A 17,512-nucleotide genomic window follows, 5' to 3' on the forward strand; every position below is an offset into this window, starting at 1 on the left:
AACAGAATGTTGTCGCAGTTTTTTATTAAAAGACCGATATTTGCAGCCGTTCTCTCGCTGCTATTTTTTATCACAGGGGCGATTGCCGTCTGGCAATTACCTATTACCGAATACCCTGAAGTGGTGCCTCCGACAGTCGTGGTGACCGCCAATTACCCTGGCGCTAACCCTAAAGTCATCGCCGAAACGGTTGCCTCGCCCTTAGAGCAGGAAATTAACGGCGTCGAAGACATGCTGTATATGTCATCGCAGGCGACGTCCGATGGACGCATGACCTTGACCATCACCTTTGCCATTGGCACCGATGTGGACAGGGCGCAAACTCAAGTGCAGAGCCGGGTTGACCGTGCTATGCCACGTTTGCCGCAGGAGGTTCAACGCCTCGGGATTGTGACCGAAAAGTCCTCGCCCGACTTAACCATGGTGGTGCATTTACTGTCGCCGGATAACCGTTATGACATGCTGTATTTGTCTAACTATGCGGCATTAAACGTAAAAGATGAGTTAGCACGGATCAAAGGTGTGGGCGCGGTGCGTTTATTCGGTGCGGGCGAATATAGTCTGCGGATCTGGCTTGACCCGAATAAGGTCTCGGCGCTTGGCATGTCGCCAGCTGAAATTATCGCCGCCGTACGTGAGCAAAATCAGCAAGCGGCAGCGGGCAGTTTAGGGGCGCAGCCTAGCGGTAATGCCGACTTCCAACTCTTGATTAACGTTAAGGGGCGTCTGACTGAACTGTCAGAATTCGAAGACATTATTATCAAGGTCGGTCAAAACGGTGAGGTGATCCGTCTTAAGGATGTGGCGCGCGTCGAACTCGGTGCAACTAGTTATGCGCTGCGGTCATTGCTGGATAATAAAGATGCGGTCGCTATCCCGGTGTTCCAAGCATCAGGTTCAAATGCGATTCAAATTTCCGACGATGTGCGCGCCGAAATGGCAAGACTGGCGAAGTCTTTCCCCGAAGGGCTGCAATACGAAATTGTGTACGATCCGACCGTATTTGTGCGTGGCTCGATTGAAGCTGTGATTAAAACTTTACTTGAAGCCGTGCTCTTAGTGGTACTCGTGGTGGTGCTGTTCCTGCAGACTTGGCGCGCCTCGATTATTCCGCTGGTGGCCGTGCCTGTGTCTTTGGTGGGGACCTTCGCCTTTATGCACTTGATGGGCTTCTCGCTTAATGCTTTGTCGCTGTTTGGTCTGGTGCTGGCCATCGGGATTGTGGTCGACGATGCCATCGTGGTGGTAGAAAACGTCGAGCGAAATATCGCTTCGGGTTTAAGCCCAATTGCCGCAACACAAAAAGCCATGAAGGAAGTGACTGGGCCGATTGTGGCAACCACCTTAGTGTTGGCCGCGGTGTTTATTCCAACCGCCTTTATGAGCGGATTAACGGGGCAGTTTTATAAGCAGTTTGCGCTGACTATCACGATTTCGACCTTTATTTCGGCCATTAACTCGCTCACCTTGAGCCCAGCGTTATCGGCGTTGTTACTCAAGGGGCATGATGCGCCTAAGGATGCGCTCACACGGTTAATGGATAAGCTGTTTGGTGGCTGGTTATTTACGCCATTCAATCGCTTATTCAACCGTGCATCAGAGGGTTATGGCTATCTAGTGCGTAAGGTGATCCGTTTTGGTGGCATTATCGGACTGGTGTATCTGGGGATGGTTACACTGACGGGCGTGCAATTTGTGAATACCCCAACGGGTTATGTGCCAGGACAGGATAAACAGTATTTAGTGGCATTTGCCCAATTACCGGATGCGGCCTCACTCGAGCGTACCGATGCGGTGATCAAGAAAATGTCCGACATCGCATTGAATCACCCCGGTGTGGCGCACTCTATTGCCTTTCCCGGTCTGAGTATCAACGGTTTTACTAATAGTCCTAACTCGGGCGTGGTGTTTGTTGCCTTAGATGATTTTGAGTTACGTAAGCGTCCTGAGCTGTCGGCGAATGCGATTGCCGGCCAATTAAATCAGCAATTTGCTGGTATTCAGGATGCGTTTATTGCCATCTTCCCGCCGCCACCTGTGCAAGGCCTCGGCACTATTGGAGGGTTCCGTCTGCAAATTCAAGACAGAGCCAACCTTGGTTATGAGGCCTTGTATCAGGTGACCCAACAAGTGATGTATAAGGCGTGGGCCGATCCACAATTAGCGGGGATTTTCTCTAGCTATCAAGTGAACGTGCCACAACTTGAACTGGATATCGATCGGACTAAAGCGAAACAGCAGGCAGTGTCGCTCGATCAAATTTTCCAGACATTACAAACCTATATGGGCTCGACCTATGTCAACGACTTCAATCGTTTCGGTCGAACCTATCAGGTGAATATGCAGGCCGACGAAGCATTCCGTCAAAGCCCGCAGCAGATTAGTCAGCTAAAAGTGCCGAATGTGAATGGCGATATGATCCCACTCGGCTCCTTTATCAATGTGAGCCAGAGTGCGGGGCCCGATCGTGTGATGCACTATAACGGTTTCACCACGGCTGAGATTAACGGTGGCCCAGCACCCGGTGTGAGTTCGGGTCAAGCGCAGGCGGCGATTGAGAAAATCCTCGCCGAGACCTTGCCGATAGGCATGACCTACGAGTGGACTGAGCTGACCTATCAGCAGATCCTCGCCGGTAACACTGGCTTGCTCGTGTTCCCGTTGGTGATCCTGCTGGTGTTTATGGTGCTGGCGGCGCAGTACGAGAGTTTGAGTTTACCATTGGCGATTATCTTAATCATTCCAATGACCTTGCTCTCAGCGCTCAGTGGTGTGCTTATTTATGGCGGTGATAATAATATTTTCACCCAGATTGGTCTTATCGTCCTCGTGGGCTTAGCGACCAAGAACGCGATTCTGATTGTCGAATTTGCCAAGGAAAAACAAGACCATGGTATGGAAGTCATGGAGTCAATTCTCGAGGCGGCGCGTTTACGTTTACGCCCCATCTTGATGACCTCTATCGCTTTTATTATGGGCGTTGTGCCTATGGTGTTTTCGACAGGCGCGGGGGCTGAAATGCGTCAAGCCATGGGGGTTGCGGTATTTGCCGGTATGATAGGGGTGACGCTGTTTGGTTTGATCCTTACACCATTGTTTTACTATGCCTTAGCAAAACGCGCCCGTCATAGTACAGCATCAGAGGTCTAACTTGGCTGTGTTATAAGTTCTATTTTATATCGATAAAAAGACCTGAAATTTCAGGTCTTTTTTGTATTTTGCAGCTAATTATCAAGGTATTGACTATATTTTAGTGAGGGACAAATAATTTATTAGGAAAATTCAATGAATGCCTTTCAGCCCCATGACTTCAAAGTCAATATTGATGTAAGGCATGCTTTATTAGCCGTTGCGACGGCATTGGATTTTGTTGGGGTGGACGATTTGCACCACGGACATCGGGTTGGCTATATGGCTTACGAATGTGCGAATGTGCTCGGCTGGCCCGATGAAAAAAAGCAGTTCGCCTATTTTGCCGGACTTATTCATGATTGCGGCGTTTCTTCCTCCGAAGAGCACTTACGTCTGCTCAAATTAATGCAGCCAGAAGATGCGCAGTGCCATAGTCAACGTGGCTATGAGGCATTGCTTAAATGCCCGATTTTAGATGTTTTTGCGCCTGTCGTTCTTTACCACCACACACCTTGGCTTGAGTTGCAATCTCATGAGCTTTCCGTATTTGACCGTGATATTGCAGCACTGATTTTCTTAGCGGATCGTACCGACTTTTTAAGAGCCAGATATACGCATGGTTGTCATGAGGAGCTGATTACATTGCATGAAAGTATGGTCGCAGAGAATTTATTGGCCCACAGTGGAACTTTATTTGAAGCAGAAATGGTCAATGCAATGTGTCAACTGGTCAAAAAGGATGGCTTTTGGTACAACATGGATGCAACTCATATTGAGTTATTAGGTCTGGAGTTCAAAGCTAATCACTTTTACGACAAAGAATTAGATATTGACGGGGTAAAGCAGTTAGCGCGATTTTTAGCTCGAATAGTTGATGCTAAGAGTCCCTTTACATTTCACCATTCAGAAAAAGTCGCACTGTTAGCAAAATTAGTGGCAAAGGACTGCGGTGTATCAGATACCGATGCTGAATTATTGTACGTTGCGGGATTGTTACATGATGTCGGTAAGCTCAAAACGCCTGACCTGTTGCTGCATAAAGAAGGCAAATTAACAAAGGAAGAGTATTCGATTGTCAAACGTCATACCGTTGATACAGAGCATACTTTACATCGTTTTTTCCCTAAGTCTGTAATAGGCGAATGGGCCTCAAATCACCATGAACGTCTCGATGGTTCAGGCTATCCCTTCAGTAAGCAGCAGGAACAATTAGATTTACCTTCGCGTATTCTTGCTGTGGTCGATGTTTTTCAGGCGTTGACTCAAAAGCGACCCTATCGAGGCTCTTTATCGCTATCAGAGATTGGCGACATTATGCAGCCCATGGTCGATAAAGGGCAGTTAGATGCAGGTGTTTACAGCATTTTGTTGGCAGATATAGATAATTTTTATCAATTATCAACCCAAGAATTTTCAGCTTAATATTCATTGTTGTTAGAGCAGTAAAGCATCATCAATCGGATTAAACTGTGTTGCTGCATCCATCAGTGATTTTGCTGTCAGTTGGGGGACGCCATAGACTTCTGTCTTAACATCATATTTTTGCGTTATTTTCTCAAGCAAGATTGCAAAATCCCCATCGCCAGAAAGCAGTATTACGGTATCCACATTGGGAGCGGTATCGAGTACATCAATTGTGATCCCCACATCCCAATCTCCCTTTGCTGATCCGTCACTGCGCTGGATAAAGGGCTTAAGTTTTAACTCAAAGCCGATATGTCTCAAAGCATCTTGAAACTTAAGCTGGCCATCATCACCTCGATGAATGGCATAGGCAACAGCACTGACAATATTTCCTTGCGCACTCAAGTGTTGCCAGAGTTTACGATAGTTAAACTGGCGCTGATAGGCCTCACGGCAGGTGTAATAAATGTTTTGCACATCGACAAAGAGGGCGATTCTTTTCAAGGGATAAGTTATGGCTATCAGTTGGAAGACTCTGCGCACTATAGCACAGCAAGGTAGCTAATGGCGCGAGCAGGCAAAAACAGCAATGGATCTAGTCGGTAATGGCCGAGTTTAGCTTTGCTTAACGGATTTTTAGTTAGGTTAATGGATTGATTATTTAAAGTATTGCGCCGGTGTGGTGCCGGTATATTGCTTAAAAAAGCTAATGAAGGCACTGTCGCTGTTATGCGTCGGACTTGATTTTGCAGATCATGTAGGTTGGATAAAACATAGAAGGAACTCATCTGAAACCTAAATGAAAAAGCCAAGGGACTGCTCCCTTGGCTTTTATGATTTAAGCAAACGCATTATTTCGCGCCTGTTTACATCATGGCGATAAATTAGGCTTTTGCCGTTTGTTCCTGCTGTTTGGCTGCCTCTTGTGCCGCTAACTCTTGTGCTTTGATGGCCGCTTCGAGCTTAGCTTCAACATATCCCGGTGAATGGGTCGCGGCCGAGATTAAACGGTACATTGCAGGGATGACAAACAGGGTGACAAAGGTCGCAAAGGCCATGCCGAAAAACACCACAGTCCCCACCGCAATCCGGCTCTCAGAGCCTGCGCCAGTTGAGAAAATCAGCGGTATCGCGCCGACTAAGGTGGTGAAGGCCGTCATCAAAATCGGGCGTAAACGGCGGGTTGAGGCATCGATAATGGCTTTATCTAAGGCTAAACCTCGGTCACGCAGTTGGTTGGCAAACTCGACAATTAAGATCCCGTTTTTGGTCACCATGCCAATCAACATGATCATGCCGATCTGGCTATAAATGTTAATACCTTGACTGGTCACTAACAGGCCGAGGAAACCTCCAAATACTCCCATTGGTACGGTAAACATCACCACTAGGGGGTTGATAAAACTCTCAAATTGCGCAGCGAGTACCAAGTAAGCCACCAGTAGTGCTAAACCGAACACAATAAAAATACTGCTTTGGTTTTCTTTAAAGTCTTTTGATTCACCTGTATAGCCAATGGAAATATCCTTGGGTAATAACTCTATGGACTTGTTTTCTAAGAACGTTAAGGCCTCGCCTAAGGTGTAACCTTTACTGATGTTGGCCTTAAGGGTGATGGATTTTTGTTTATTGGTATGGCTCAATCTTTGCGCTGAGGCCACTTCTTCGATATGGGTGACCGTATCGAGCGTGACTAATTCGCCCTTGGCTGAACGCATATAGATTTGGCTTAAATCGCCGACGTTGTTAAAACTGTTTTCATCACCGCGCAGATACACATCGTACTCTTCGCCGCGATCCACATAGGTGGTTTCTTTACGACCGCCGAGCATCACTTCTAAGGTTTGTGAGACGTCATCGACGCTGATCCCAAGTTCTGCTGCGCGCTCTTTATCAACGCTGACAATCAGTTCCGGTGTGGTTTCGGCGTAATCCAGATCCGCGCCTTCCATCATCGGGCTGGCATTGGCTTGCTCTTTTAACACTTGTGCCCATTTAAAGAGTTCCGCATAATCAGAGCCACCCAGTACAAATTGTACTGGCTCACTCGATTGCCCCCTAAAGCCTGGCATCATAGGGCGAACCATCACATCGGGAATATCTTTCAATGCTTTACTTATAATCCCGAGCGCCTGTTGCGCCGTGACATTGCGATGTTCCCAATCCTCTAGCTGCATGATCACATAGCCAGTTTGATCGCCAGCACGACCACCAAAGGCAGGGGCTTGCACACTGAAAGACCGCAATACACCTTGGCCAAGGAGTGGCATTAATCTGTCTTCGACGATATCCATGTTCGCCGTCATACGGTTATAGCTAGTGCCCTCAGCGCCTTTCACAAAGGCGTAAAGTACACCGCGGTCTTCCTGTGGTGCTAATTGCGAGGGGACTTGCTGCATTAACCATGCGCTACCGCCAATACAGGCGAGAATGACCAGTGGTGCCAGTAATCTAAAGCGGATCGCATGGGTTACACCCACACGGTAAACCCTTTCCATGCGCGCAAAACCACTATCCACAATGCGATTGAAACGGTTAGGTTTTACATTGGCTTTGAGTAATTTGCTACTCAATACTGGCGTTAGCGTGAGGGCAATGAGGGATGAGAACAGTACAGACACTGCCAGCATCACGGAAAATTCGGTAAAGAGTAAACCGACCATGCCATCCATAAATGAAATCGGCAGGAACACCATGACTAACACCGCGGTGGTTGCCACGACCGCAAAGCCCACTTCCCGCGTGCCTTTGTAAGCCGCAAGCAGCGGCTCTTCGCCTTTTTCGATATGGTGGAAAATGTTTTCGACCACCACAATCGCATCGTCGACCACGAGACCAATGGCGAGGATTAATGCCATTAATGTCAGTAGGTTAATTGAATAACCTAGCATGTTGGCGGCAATAAAGGCGGAGATTAAAGAGACTGGAACCGTTACCGCGGGGATAAGGGTTGCCCTTGCTTGACCGATAAAGATATACAGCACTAACACCACGAGGGCGCCAGTGACATAGAGGGTGTTGTAGACCTCGTTGATTGAGCGGTCAATAAAGACGGTGGAGTCAAAGTCGACTACAAGACTGGTGCCATCGGGTAAAAAGTCTTGAATTTTATCGACTTCTTTATGGACTTCCTGAGCGACGACCAATGGGTTTGCATCGGATTGAGTGATCACCCCTAAGCTTAGGTTAACAATACCATCACTTTTAAAGGTGGAGTTTTCATTCTGTGCGCCCACGGCAACATCGGCCACATCTTTTAAATAGATAGGTGTCCCGTCGCTGGCTGTGCGTACGACTAAATAGTCAAAATCCTTTGGGGTGTAATAGAGCCTTTTGGTACGCACCGACATCACTGTGGTATCGTTACGCACTTGGCCGCCAGGGGTTTCGATGTTCTCTTTACGTAGGGCGCTAGTGATATCGGTGACGGTGACGTTGCGCCCCGCCATTTGCTCGGGTCTGAGCTTGACATACATGACCTTATAAAGACCACCCGAAATACTGATGGAACTCACGCCGCTGATCAGACTGAATCTGTCTTCTAAAACCCGCTGGGCATAATCGGTCAGCTGGGTTCTGTCCATCACGGTTGAACTTAAGTTCACATACACGGACGGTTCGCCTGAGCCATTGTCCTTCGATACTACAGGATCGTTAGCGTCTTCCGGCAGACGGCGCTGGGCGCGGGCCACGGCATCACGCACATCACTCACCCCTTCGGTTAAGTTCCAACCGAGGAGGAATTTGACCGTGATCCGCGAGCTACCATTACGAGTTGTAGAGGTGATTTCATCGATACCGCTGATCCCCGTGAGTTCATCCTCAAGGGTCTTGGTGATTTGACTTTCCATAATCGCTGCCGATGCACCGGAATAACTGGTGCTGACTGTCACCACTGGGCTTTCAACATCGGGCATTTCCCGCACTGAAAGTTTAGTAAAGGACACTAAGCCAAACACGCATAGCAGTAAGCTTAAAACAATTGCAACGACGGGGCGTTTAACTGAGACATCGGACAGCCACATTATTTCGTCTCCGCAGTGTTGACGTCTGACTTGGCTGGGCGGTTATTACTATTCTTAGCTTCAAGAGCGACTTCATTGATTTTTAAGCCATCGCGCATATTCACAAGCCCTTGAACCACCACTTTATCGCCAATTTTAAGGCCGCTATCGATAAGCACTTGGTCGCCAACACGGGCACCCAAAATCACTTCGGTGCGATGGGCGATATGATCCTCACCAACCACATACACATAGCGTTTAGTGCCTGAATATTCTAGGGCTTGCACTGGCACTATGGGGGCTGAAATCGGTGGGAAGGTGATGGTTGATGACATCATCATGCCGGGTTTTAAGCGATTATCGCTATTTTCAAATTGTACGCGGATCTTCAGGTTTAAGGTTTCTTCATTCACGCGGGGATCGATGGCGACCACTTTGCCGATAAAGGTTTGTCCTGGCCAAGCTCGGCTGGTGGCTGATACTGGCATGCCAATGCTAAGTTGTGACAGAAAATGTTCAGGCACTTGTAAGTCCAGTCGCATGCTGGATAAATCATCTAAGGTCATTAACTCTGTGCCAATACTTACCATCTTACCTTCACTAAAGTTAATCAGCCCGGTTTTACCGGCAAAAGGTGCGATAAGGGAATGATAATGTAAATCTGCCTGCGCAGAGGCTAAGCGCTGAAGAATCCCCTGATGATTTACAAATAAATCATCAAATTAGAGTGGAAGCGCATCTTGTTGCATGATCAAATGGTTTCGCTAAAAACTACACTTGGACAACAAGATGCGCGAAGCCAATATCCTACAACATTCTTTACACCAATACTGCCCAGAACTTCACCTAAAACGATTAAACAGCTTGATGCTGGCCTCTAAGGCACTGATTGAATGTAAGACACTGACCTTGACTGAGTTAGGTCGAAATTTACCAACCACGGCCCGAACCAAGCACAACATCAAGCGCATTGATCGTTTGCTCGGCAACACGCATCTGCATCAAGAACGGTTAGCTGTCTACCAATGGCATGCCAGCCTCATCTGTTCTGGTAACCCTATGCCGATTGTGCTCGTCGATTGGTCAGACATCCGAGAGCATAAACGCATCATGGCTCTGCGCGCCTCAATAGCCTTCAATGGCCGCTCTATTACCCTGTATGAGAAGTCCTATCCCCTATCAGAACAATGCTCTAAGGCCTCCCACAACGGTTTTTTAGCGGACTTAGCCAAGATTTTACCTTTGCATGTTACCCCTCTCATCGTGACTGACGCGGGGTTCAAAGTGCCTTGGTACAAAGAGGTTGAGGCGCATGGTTGGTTTTGGCTAAGCCGTATTCGCGGTACAGTTCAATTTGCAGATATTGGCGCTGAAAATTGGCGTGCAGTTCGCAGTACACATGACTTGGCCAACGGTCAAGCGAAGAGCCTGGGTTGTAAGACCTTGACCAAAACTAACCCTATCAATTGCCATCTCACGCTTTATCGTAGCAAACCTAAGGGGCGTACAAATCAGCGTTCAACGAGGACTAATTGCCACCATCCATCGGCAAAAACGTACTCAACATCGGCGAAAGAGCCTTGGGTGTTAGCCAGCAATTTACCACCAGAATCTCGGAGCCCAAAGCAGCTGGTAAACCTGTACGCCAAACGTATGCAAATAGAGGAAACCTTTCGTGACCTCAAAAGCCCGGCATACGGCTTTGGCTTACGCCAAAGTCGTACCAACAGTCCAGAGCGATTCGACATCATCCTACTGATAGCGTTGATGGTTCAATGCCTGTTGTGGCTAGTTGGTTTACACGCACAGCAACAGGGCTGGGATAAGCATTTTCAGGCCAATACCATTGGGCATCGAACGGTACTCTCAACGATTCGCTTGGGATTGGAGGTGCTCAGGCGGCCTGATTATCAAATCACGGAGAAAGAATTGCTGGCGGCCTGGGTATTATTCGCCAATCAGTTGCTCAAATATGGCTATGCTATGGCTGATTTATGAGGGGATCCTTCAGGGCTAAGCGTGCTCTGGCAATATCGACACTGGCTTTTTGAGCATCGATTTCGGTTTGAGTGATGGCATTGCGGCTGATAAGTTTTTCAAACTCTCTGAGCTTGCGGGTTTCATCATTTAAAAAGGCATTGGCTTCAGCCACCGCGGCTTGAGCTTTCATATCATCGAGTTCGATAAGGAGCTGACCTTTTTTCACTGTTTGATTCGAAGTCACGGCAATTTGTTTAATTTTGCCGGTGACTTGCGGCGCGATCACCACTGCGCGCTCAGCGGCCAGTTTACCAATCAGTGAAATAGATTGAGCCAGTGGATGTTCAACCACTTCCCCTGTGACAACTGGCACGGTACGCATAAGCTGGGGGGCACTTTCGGGTTTGGCAGCCTGCAATACATCACTAAAGCTCACAGCGGCGGCAACCGCCGCAACTAAGGCAATGGCTATTATGGTTTTTTTCATTGGAATAATTATCTCGCACAAAGACGGTTAACAGGCGTTAGCACTAATGGCGCTATTCTAGTGAATAACCGTCATCAGGTGGGTAAAAGTTTGTAAAGTTAAGCACTCGAAAGTGAAAGAAATTGTGTTTTGTGTCGAGATACCCCATGGCAATCTCATTCGCCCCATTCGAAGTGCATACGATAGCTGAGTTATTCTGCTAAGGATGTGCTTGTGTTCGTATTTTTTCTATCGGATCTACGGCGATTGAATTTGCGGATACTGGCTTAAAATTGCCTCAAGACGACCATCTTGGCCCATGCTTTCAAGGCCTTTGTTAAATTCGTCGATCAAGGTGGACTGATCCGTTATCGCCAAAGAGACGCCCAGATGGAATACCTCTGTGGCGATGGGGTCTCCTACCTGCTCGAAAGTATCGGCATATTCACTTTGATTTTGCTTGATTAAATATTGAGCAAGATTGTGGCCGATTAACACTAAGTCAATGCGTTTTAGAAACAATTTCTTAAGATTCATTTCGTCGGAATTACCTTCCTCTGTCGTGAGTCCTGTGGCGGCTATTTCGGGTGGATTGGCGTAACCGCGGCCAATGCCGATGGTAAAGGGCTTAAGTTCGCTTAATTGACTAAAACGTAACGGGTTATCTTTACGTTTGTAGAAGACAATCTGTACGGCTTGTATCGGTGCAGAATAATGCGCCCATTGCTCACGTTCTTTGCGGTACCAAAGTCCAATAATACCATCGGCTTGGCCGGTTTTTACCAGTAATGCTGCTCGCGCAAAGGGATAAAACTTAACACTGGCATTGTAGCCTTGGCGTTTAAAGGCCTCTTTAACGACTTGGGCAACGCCACCTTGCTCGGGTAACGAATCGGCATAAAAGGGCGGATAATTGGTCGCAACTAAGTTTAAATCTCGTCCTGCAAAACTGCGGGAAGGCAATCCTAGCAACAGCAATACAAGGCTTAAATTTATCAGCAGTTTGAAGTCCATACGCATCCCTAACGTTAAAGCGTTATTTGCTGAGTATAGGGGGTGTTAAGCCGATGAGTTGAATTTTGTATAGATAGGTAAGTTATCGCTTACTCGATATGGAGTCGACTCGTTATCCTTTTATTGAATAATAAAAAGGGCTTATGGATTAAACCTATAAGCCCTGAATCGATTTAAAGTGCTACTTGCTCGCCCTTATATAACCCGCGGGTGAGTTTATTGTCATCTATCAGTAATAATTCTCCTGACTGACCATCCTTAATACTACTATCTATTGCAATGATTTTATTATGGTAAAGTCCAAGTACTCGTTCCTGTGAAGTGTGGCCGACGATAATATGATCAACCTTAAAGTAGTTTAGGATTCGGTCGATTTCGGGTTCAGCGAGTGCATCTTTAAAGTAGCCACGGTACCAAGTGGGGCCATTAGTGAAAAACAGGAAATTCAACAGATCGTTTTGTTTTAAATCTTCTTTTTTATCGTCTAAATGTTGACGGAATAACTGATTAGCATCGCTGATATTGAGTTTACGCTCGACCCATTCAGGGCTTATTCCACCGTGCATAAACAGCAGATTATTGATCTTTACTAGAGTATTTTTACTGCGAAGCCAACGGCCGATTTCGGTGTCTTTGTTGTACAGCGCATCATAGCTGCGATTGAGTAATTCCGCCGAGGTTTTATAGCGCTCATTCACATAACGTAAGTCGCCGCGAAACACCATTTGCTCGTGGTTGCCCATAAGTAAATGTAATCGACCACCGGCGGCTTGGGCTTGCTTATCTAACTTATATAAAAACCACAGAACTTCGTTAACTTGGTGACCACGGTCGAACATATCTCCCGTCATGACCATATGGCCGTCACCAAAGGCCCAGTGATTATTTTCATCGATAATCTGATGGGCTTTCAGTAGGTTAATCATCACATCGAATTGCCCATGCACATCGCTTAAGGCCACTATCTTGCCTGCATGAGTGTAGGTATCAGCTTCAACTTTGGGAGCATCGGTATGGCGTTTGGGCTGTGGCAAGTTGCCACAATCATTTGGGCGAGCCAATTGATTGTTTGCGATAGGGGTTTGTTTTAACTGACTCTGGCAGATCCAGTAGGCGGTATTTTGGTTACCTTGGTCGAGGAAAACATAAGGACCATCGGTCACGGATGATGGCGTAAGTTCAGTGCTAAATGCGCCAACAGAAAATAAACTTAGCAAAGTAAACAGTGAAGCCTGACCCGAAGTGAGTCTCTTCTTCAATGTGAGCGAAGATATATTCTGTGGTTGAGGTGTCGAGTGACCTAAACCATGGCGGAAGAGCGCGTGCATTCAAAGCTCCTGAGTTATTAAACGTGGTTGGTTAGCATAATGTTAATAACTTGGTAGGGCAAGGGATCCTATGTTGGGATATTTTCATGGTGAGAACGCTTTATCTCTATGTTTGTTGTTCAGCCTGTTTTGTTTTGGCAAGTTAAATTAATGGTATAGCATTTTTTTATATTTTTTTGGCAGGTGTTCTCCTTTATTTCCTATAACGTAATAGCGCATTCTCAATATCATAAGTGTCACTGTTTTTTATTTTTAGCTCATTACTATGATGGTGATATTTTTATTGGTTACATTTTTTATTTATTTGTTGTCAATTCGGTGTGCATAATGGTAATAATTGCTGAAAGTAGCCTAAGTTTATGATTTTACTGTTTTACGTTCGGTTAACTTACTGTTTGTTGTGCGGTTAACTTGGCCTTTTTAAACAATTTAAATCCTAGTTTTGTAAATGCAGGTGCTTTTATTATTCCTTAATAACAGATGCGCATACTGTATGAGTCAGTTTTTATTTAAATGTCAGAAAAACTCGTTGATGATCTTTTCGCTTAATTACGTTTTATTGAAACATATTTGTCAATCTCGCCTTCAAAACGTCCGCCATACGTTAACTTCAATAGTCGCTTTTATTATTTCGAGCCTCGTTGTTGGCGTGGTGAGTTTATTTACCGCGTCAAGCATTGCTGATGATACAGAGCTTTATGTGTTCGAAGCGTCCGCCCGTAATGGCTCGCGCCCGCAGGTGCTGATCATTTTCGATAACTCCGGCAGTATGAGTAATCTTGCCTATGGGGTCGATGCTCCTTACGAGAATAAACGTAATGCTAACTATGCCCAGTCGGGAAAGCTATTTTATAGCCGAGGTTCGGCTGATAATGCTGAGTTACCTAATCCTGCCTCTCAGCGTGAAATGCGTCAGTTTAATGCCGCACTCAATGGCTGTGAAAGCTCGTGGGATTACCTCAATCGGTATGGCACCTTCACTGGTTTCTTTCGTGAGTATGGTTTTTCGGGGGGGACTGGTGCGTGGAAAGAATTTTCTGAACTAAATGGTAGCTCGATAGCTGCTGTCGATTGCTTTGAAGATATCCAAGAGGAAAGACTCGGTAATGCAGCAGGAGAGGCTAACGGTTTACCCGTTGACAGTTTAGGCTCTGCGGCTAAACCCGTTCGGTACACGGCAGTCAATATTCACTCATCCGAGAGTGCTAAGGCAAGCGCGAAGGCAAAGGCGCAGAAAACGGGATTTGGCTCCGGCAAAGTGGTCACTGTTTATACCGAAGATTATTTAAAATGGCACCATGGTACTAAAAAGAAGGTCAATAAAACCCGTCTAGAACTGGCGCAAGATGCGATTGAAAGTGTGGTTTTAACTACGCCGGGTGTGGATTTTGGTTTAGCTATTTTTAATATGAATGGGCCACGTGATGGTGCGCGTGACGGTGGGCGGATTATCTCTGGGATTAAGACTATGTCCGCCCAAGCCAAAATTGATTTATTGAAAAGGGTCAATCTTATTAGTTATGCCCAAAATACGCCGCTATGCGAAACGCTCTACGAAGCCTATCGTTATTTTGGTGGGCAGGAACAGTATTTTGGTGATGATGATAGCGATTATAATTACTACGATAATTGGGGGCGTTACCAAGGTACCTACAACGCCAGTTCTAATCCCTTTACTGACCCAGCTGCGCTTATTATTGGAAGTAATACGTACAATTCGCCGTTTAAGCCTTGCCAAAATGAAGCGTATATCGTCTATATCACCGACGGCGAGCCGACGCTTGATAACGCGGCCGATGGCATTATTGAGCGTTTAACCAATGGTGTGGGTAAGCATACTTCCAATCCTAAAAGTTATCTCAGTGCGCTTTCTGGCTGGATGCGAACTGAGGATGTGAATCCTAATTTAGCCGGAAAACAAACCGTTAGAACCTTTACCATTGGGTTTAGTGAAGGTGCAGCCAGTGCCGAGCACCTACTGAAGCAAACCGCCGATAATGGCGGTGGTAAGTATTTTGATGCCACCGATGCCAGTCAATTACGTTCTTCATTGCAAACGGCTTTAAATAATATCCTCGAAAAAAATGCCAGCTTTACTTCCCCCTCGGTAGCGAGCAATAACTTCAATCGTACTCAAACCTTTGATTCAGCTTATTACTCTATGTTCTTGCCTAATAAGGGACCAAGATGGCTAGGGAATATTAAAAAGTTCAAGGTGACCAGTGACGGTGATGTCGTTGATAGCAAAGGCAAAAATGTGATAGGTGAAGATGGTAATATCAAAGCCGATGCTTGCTCCTATTGGACATCAGCTGAAGAATGCGGAAGCAGCGGTGATGGTAACGATGTTAAGCGTGGCGGGGTGCTAGCCGCGATGCAGCAGGCGACTAGTCGCACTTTATACAGTAATTTTGGCAGTGGATTGAGCGCTTTTACTCTGTCAAATGCAGCTCGAAAAGCTGGGGATAATGTGCGTTTAGCCACCTATATGGGGGTCGATGAAACAGAACTCACTGGGCTATTTGACTGGGCGAAGGGAATCGATGTTGATAACGATAAAAATCAGGACTTAAGTACTGTCAGGAGCGCAACCCCAAATTGGCGCGCTGATATTATGGGAGATGCTCTACATTCCAAGCCCTTAGCACTCAATTTTGGTTCTGAAGCTAAACCTGATATCCGAATTCTTGTCGGGACGAACCATGGGTTCCTGCATATGTTTAAGGATGAAGGTGATAGCGTGTCTGAGACTTGGGGATTTATCCCCTATGAGCTACTGCCGAATTTTCGCGATCTCAAGGCTAACGCGCCGACGGGCGTACACTCGGTATACGGTATTGATGGCTCGCCAGTTGCCTACACCAAAATGCAGGGCAAACGGATTGAAAAGGCATGGGTATTTGTGGGAATGCGCCGAGGCGGCAATGCGTATTACGCCCTCGATGTGACCACACCTGATAACCCCAGTTTTATGTGGAAGATAGATGCCAGCTCACCCGGTATGGGCGAGTTAGGGCAATCTTGGTCGACGCCTGTGGTGACGACAATTCCGAGTGCGACTGGCGATAAGCCTGTATTGATTTTTGGTGGCGGATATTCCCCTTCAACTAAAGATGGCGCTGAGATTGGTACTGATGACAGCAGTGGCCGTGGCGTGTTTATTGTCGATGCGCAAACGGGGGCGTTAATCCATCAATTCGGCGGCAGTGGGGCGAACACGCCATTGCCAGGTATTGCCACCAGTATTCCAAGCAGTGTTGCTGTATTAGACGGCAATGGTGATGGTCATACCGATAGAATCTATGCCACAGATATCCAAGGTAATGTATGGCGGATGGATATGCCCTCCGCGAATGTGTCGACCTGGTCGGGATTTAAATTTGCCGCATTAGGGGATAAGAGTTCAGTGGCAGGAGATAGGCGATTCTTTTCTGGGCCTATAGTGGCCCAGACCTTGATCTCCAATACCTTTGAGCTGACTAAAGTCGTTAATGGAACATCGACCAAAGTTGTCACATCACAGAATATTCCTTACGACGCAATTGTTGTCGGGAGTGGCCACAGGGCAAAGCCAAGTGATGTCTCCCGCTCGGATATGTTTTTTGCATTGCAAGATAGAAACATAGTCACTCAATCATTCCAAGGTAAATCAAATCAAAAGCCTGTGCCTAAAACACTACAGTTAAGTGATTTATATGATGTCAGTTCGGCTGCGCCCAATGATCAGGCCAGTGAAATCGTCTTTAGTCAAAAACGAGGTTGGTACTATAACTTCTCTCGTAAAGGCGAAAAGAGCCTGTCGTCTGCGACCATAGTCGGGGGGGAGGTGTACTTCAGCAGTTTTGTGCCTGGTAGTGATGGCTCAGTCAACCAATGTTTGAGTTCGGGCAAAGGCTATCTTTATAAAAAGAATTTGCACAGGGGCACTCGTGGTTACAAAACAGATTATTTGTATGCAGGTGAGTTGGTACTGGATACGCCGCAGTTGGTGATCCCGCCTGCCGAGCAGCCTAAGGACCCGAATGCTAAAGTACCAACGCCAGATATGTTTTTGATTGGTATCGGTAATGCGGTGCCAGATGAGGCGACATGTGAAAGTGGTAACCCTAAGTGTATTGGGGGCGGGCCAACAACGAACAAAATTTATTATTACATCAGTCAATGATGTAAAGAGTTAACGAGTC

At 46.6% G+C, this 17,512-nt stretch carries 7 protein-coding genes and 4 pseudogenes; 4 read left to right on the forward strand and 7 right to left on the reverse strand.

Features of this window, described 5'->3' with window-relative positions:
- Positions 1-6: 6 nt before the first annotated feature.
- Positions 7-3,150 carry a multidrug efflux RND transporter permease subunit gene (locus tag FJD32_RS05835; protein WP_140907388.1) on the forward strand — a complete coding sequence of 1,048 codons (3,144 nt, stop codon included), beginning with the start codon at positions 7-9 and terminating at the stop codon, positions 3,148-3,150.
- Positions 3,151-3,285: 135 nt separating this feature from the next.
- The gene (locus FJD32_RS05840) at positions 3,286-4,554 is read left to right on the forward strand and encodes an HD-GYP domain-containing protein (protein ID WP_140907389.1); all 1,269 of its coding nucleotides are present in this window, start codon (positions 3,286-3,288) and stop codon (positions 4,552-4,554) included.
- A gap of 12 nt (positions 4,555-4,566) precedes the next feature.
- On the opposite strand, the gene FJD32_RS05845 is transcribed toward FJD32_RS05840, so the two are convergent.
- The 4 genes and pseudogenes from FJD32_RS05845 to FJD32_RS05855 form a co-directional block, all read right to left on the reverse strand.
- The gene (locus FJD32_RS05845; RefSeq protein ID WP_055648309.1) at positions 4,567-5,040 is read right to left on the reverse strand and encodes an NYN domain-containing protein; all 474 of its coding nucleotides are present in this window, start codon (positions 5,038-5,040) and stop codon (positions 4,567-4,569) included.
- A gap of 153 nt (positions 5,041-5,193) precedes the next feature.
- Positions 5,194-5,265, reverse strand: a pseudogene (locus tag FJD32_RS25035) (AraC family transcriptional regulator); the annotation flags it as partial.
- Positions 5,266-5,420: 155 nt separating this feature from the next.
- Positions 5,421-8,561, reverse strand: a complete 3,141-nt coding sequence (locus FJD32_RS05850) for a multidrug efflux RND transporter permease subunit (protein WP_055648308.1) — start codon at positions 8,559-8,561, stop codon at positions 5,421-5,423.
- Positions 8,561-9,223: pseudogene (locus FJD32_RS05855) on the reverse strand (efflux RND transporter periplasmic adaptor subunit); the annotation flags it as partial. The pseudogene FJD32_RS05855 and the gene FJD32_RS05850, both read right to left, overlap by 1 nt.
- A 106-nt stretch (positions 9,224-9,329) precedes the next feature.
- Between FJD32_RS05855 and FJD32_RS05860 the strand changes: the two are divergent.
- A complete protein-coding gene (locus FJD32_RS05860) occupies positions 9,330-10,538 on the forward strand; it encodes an IS4-like element IS10A family transposase (protein ID WP_001206290.1) in 1,209 nt (402 codons plus the stop codon).
- Between the two features lie 13 nt (positions 10,539-10,551).
- On the opposite strand, the pseudogene FJD32_RS05865 reads toward FJD32_RS05860, so the two are convergent.
- The 3 genes and pseudogenes from FJD32_RS05865 to FJD32_RS05875 form a co-directional block, all read right to left on the reverse strand.
- Positions 10,552-11,007, reverse strand: a pseudogene (locus FJD32_RS05865) (biotin/lipoyl-binding protein); the annotation flags it as partial.
- 199 nt (positions 11,008-11,206) lie between these two features.
- Positions 11,207-12,000: pseudogene (locus FJD32_RS05870) on the reverse strand (transporter substrate-binding domain-containing protein).
- 173 nt (positions 12,001-12,173) lie between these two features.
- Positions 12,174-13,328, reverse strand: coding sequence for a metallophosphoesterase (locus tag FJD32_RS05875; protein WP_140906920.1), 1,155 nt, complete (start codon positions 13,326-13,328; stop codon positions 12,174-12,176).
- 532 nt (positions 13,329-13,860) lie between these two features.
- Here FJD32_RS05875 and FJD32_RS05880 point away from each other — a divergent pair.
- On the forward strand, positions 13,861-17,493 hold the full coding sequence (locus FJD32_RS05880) for a PilC/PilY family type IV pilus protein (protein ID WP_240200012.1): 3,633 nt from the start codon (positions 13,861-13,863) through the stop codon (positions 17,491-17,493).
- The last annotated feature ends 19 nt before the right edge of the window (positions 17,494-17,512 follow it).

This window comes from Shewanella sp. LC6 (genome assembly GCF_006385735.2).
Lineage (GTDB): Bacteria > Pseudomonadota > Gammaproteobacteria > Enterobacterales > Shewanellaceae > Shewanella > Shewanella xiamenensis.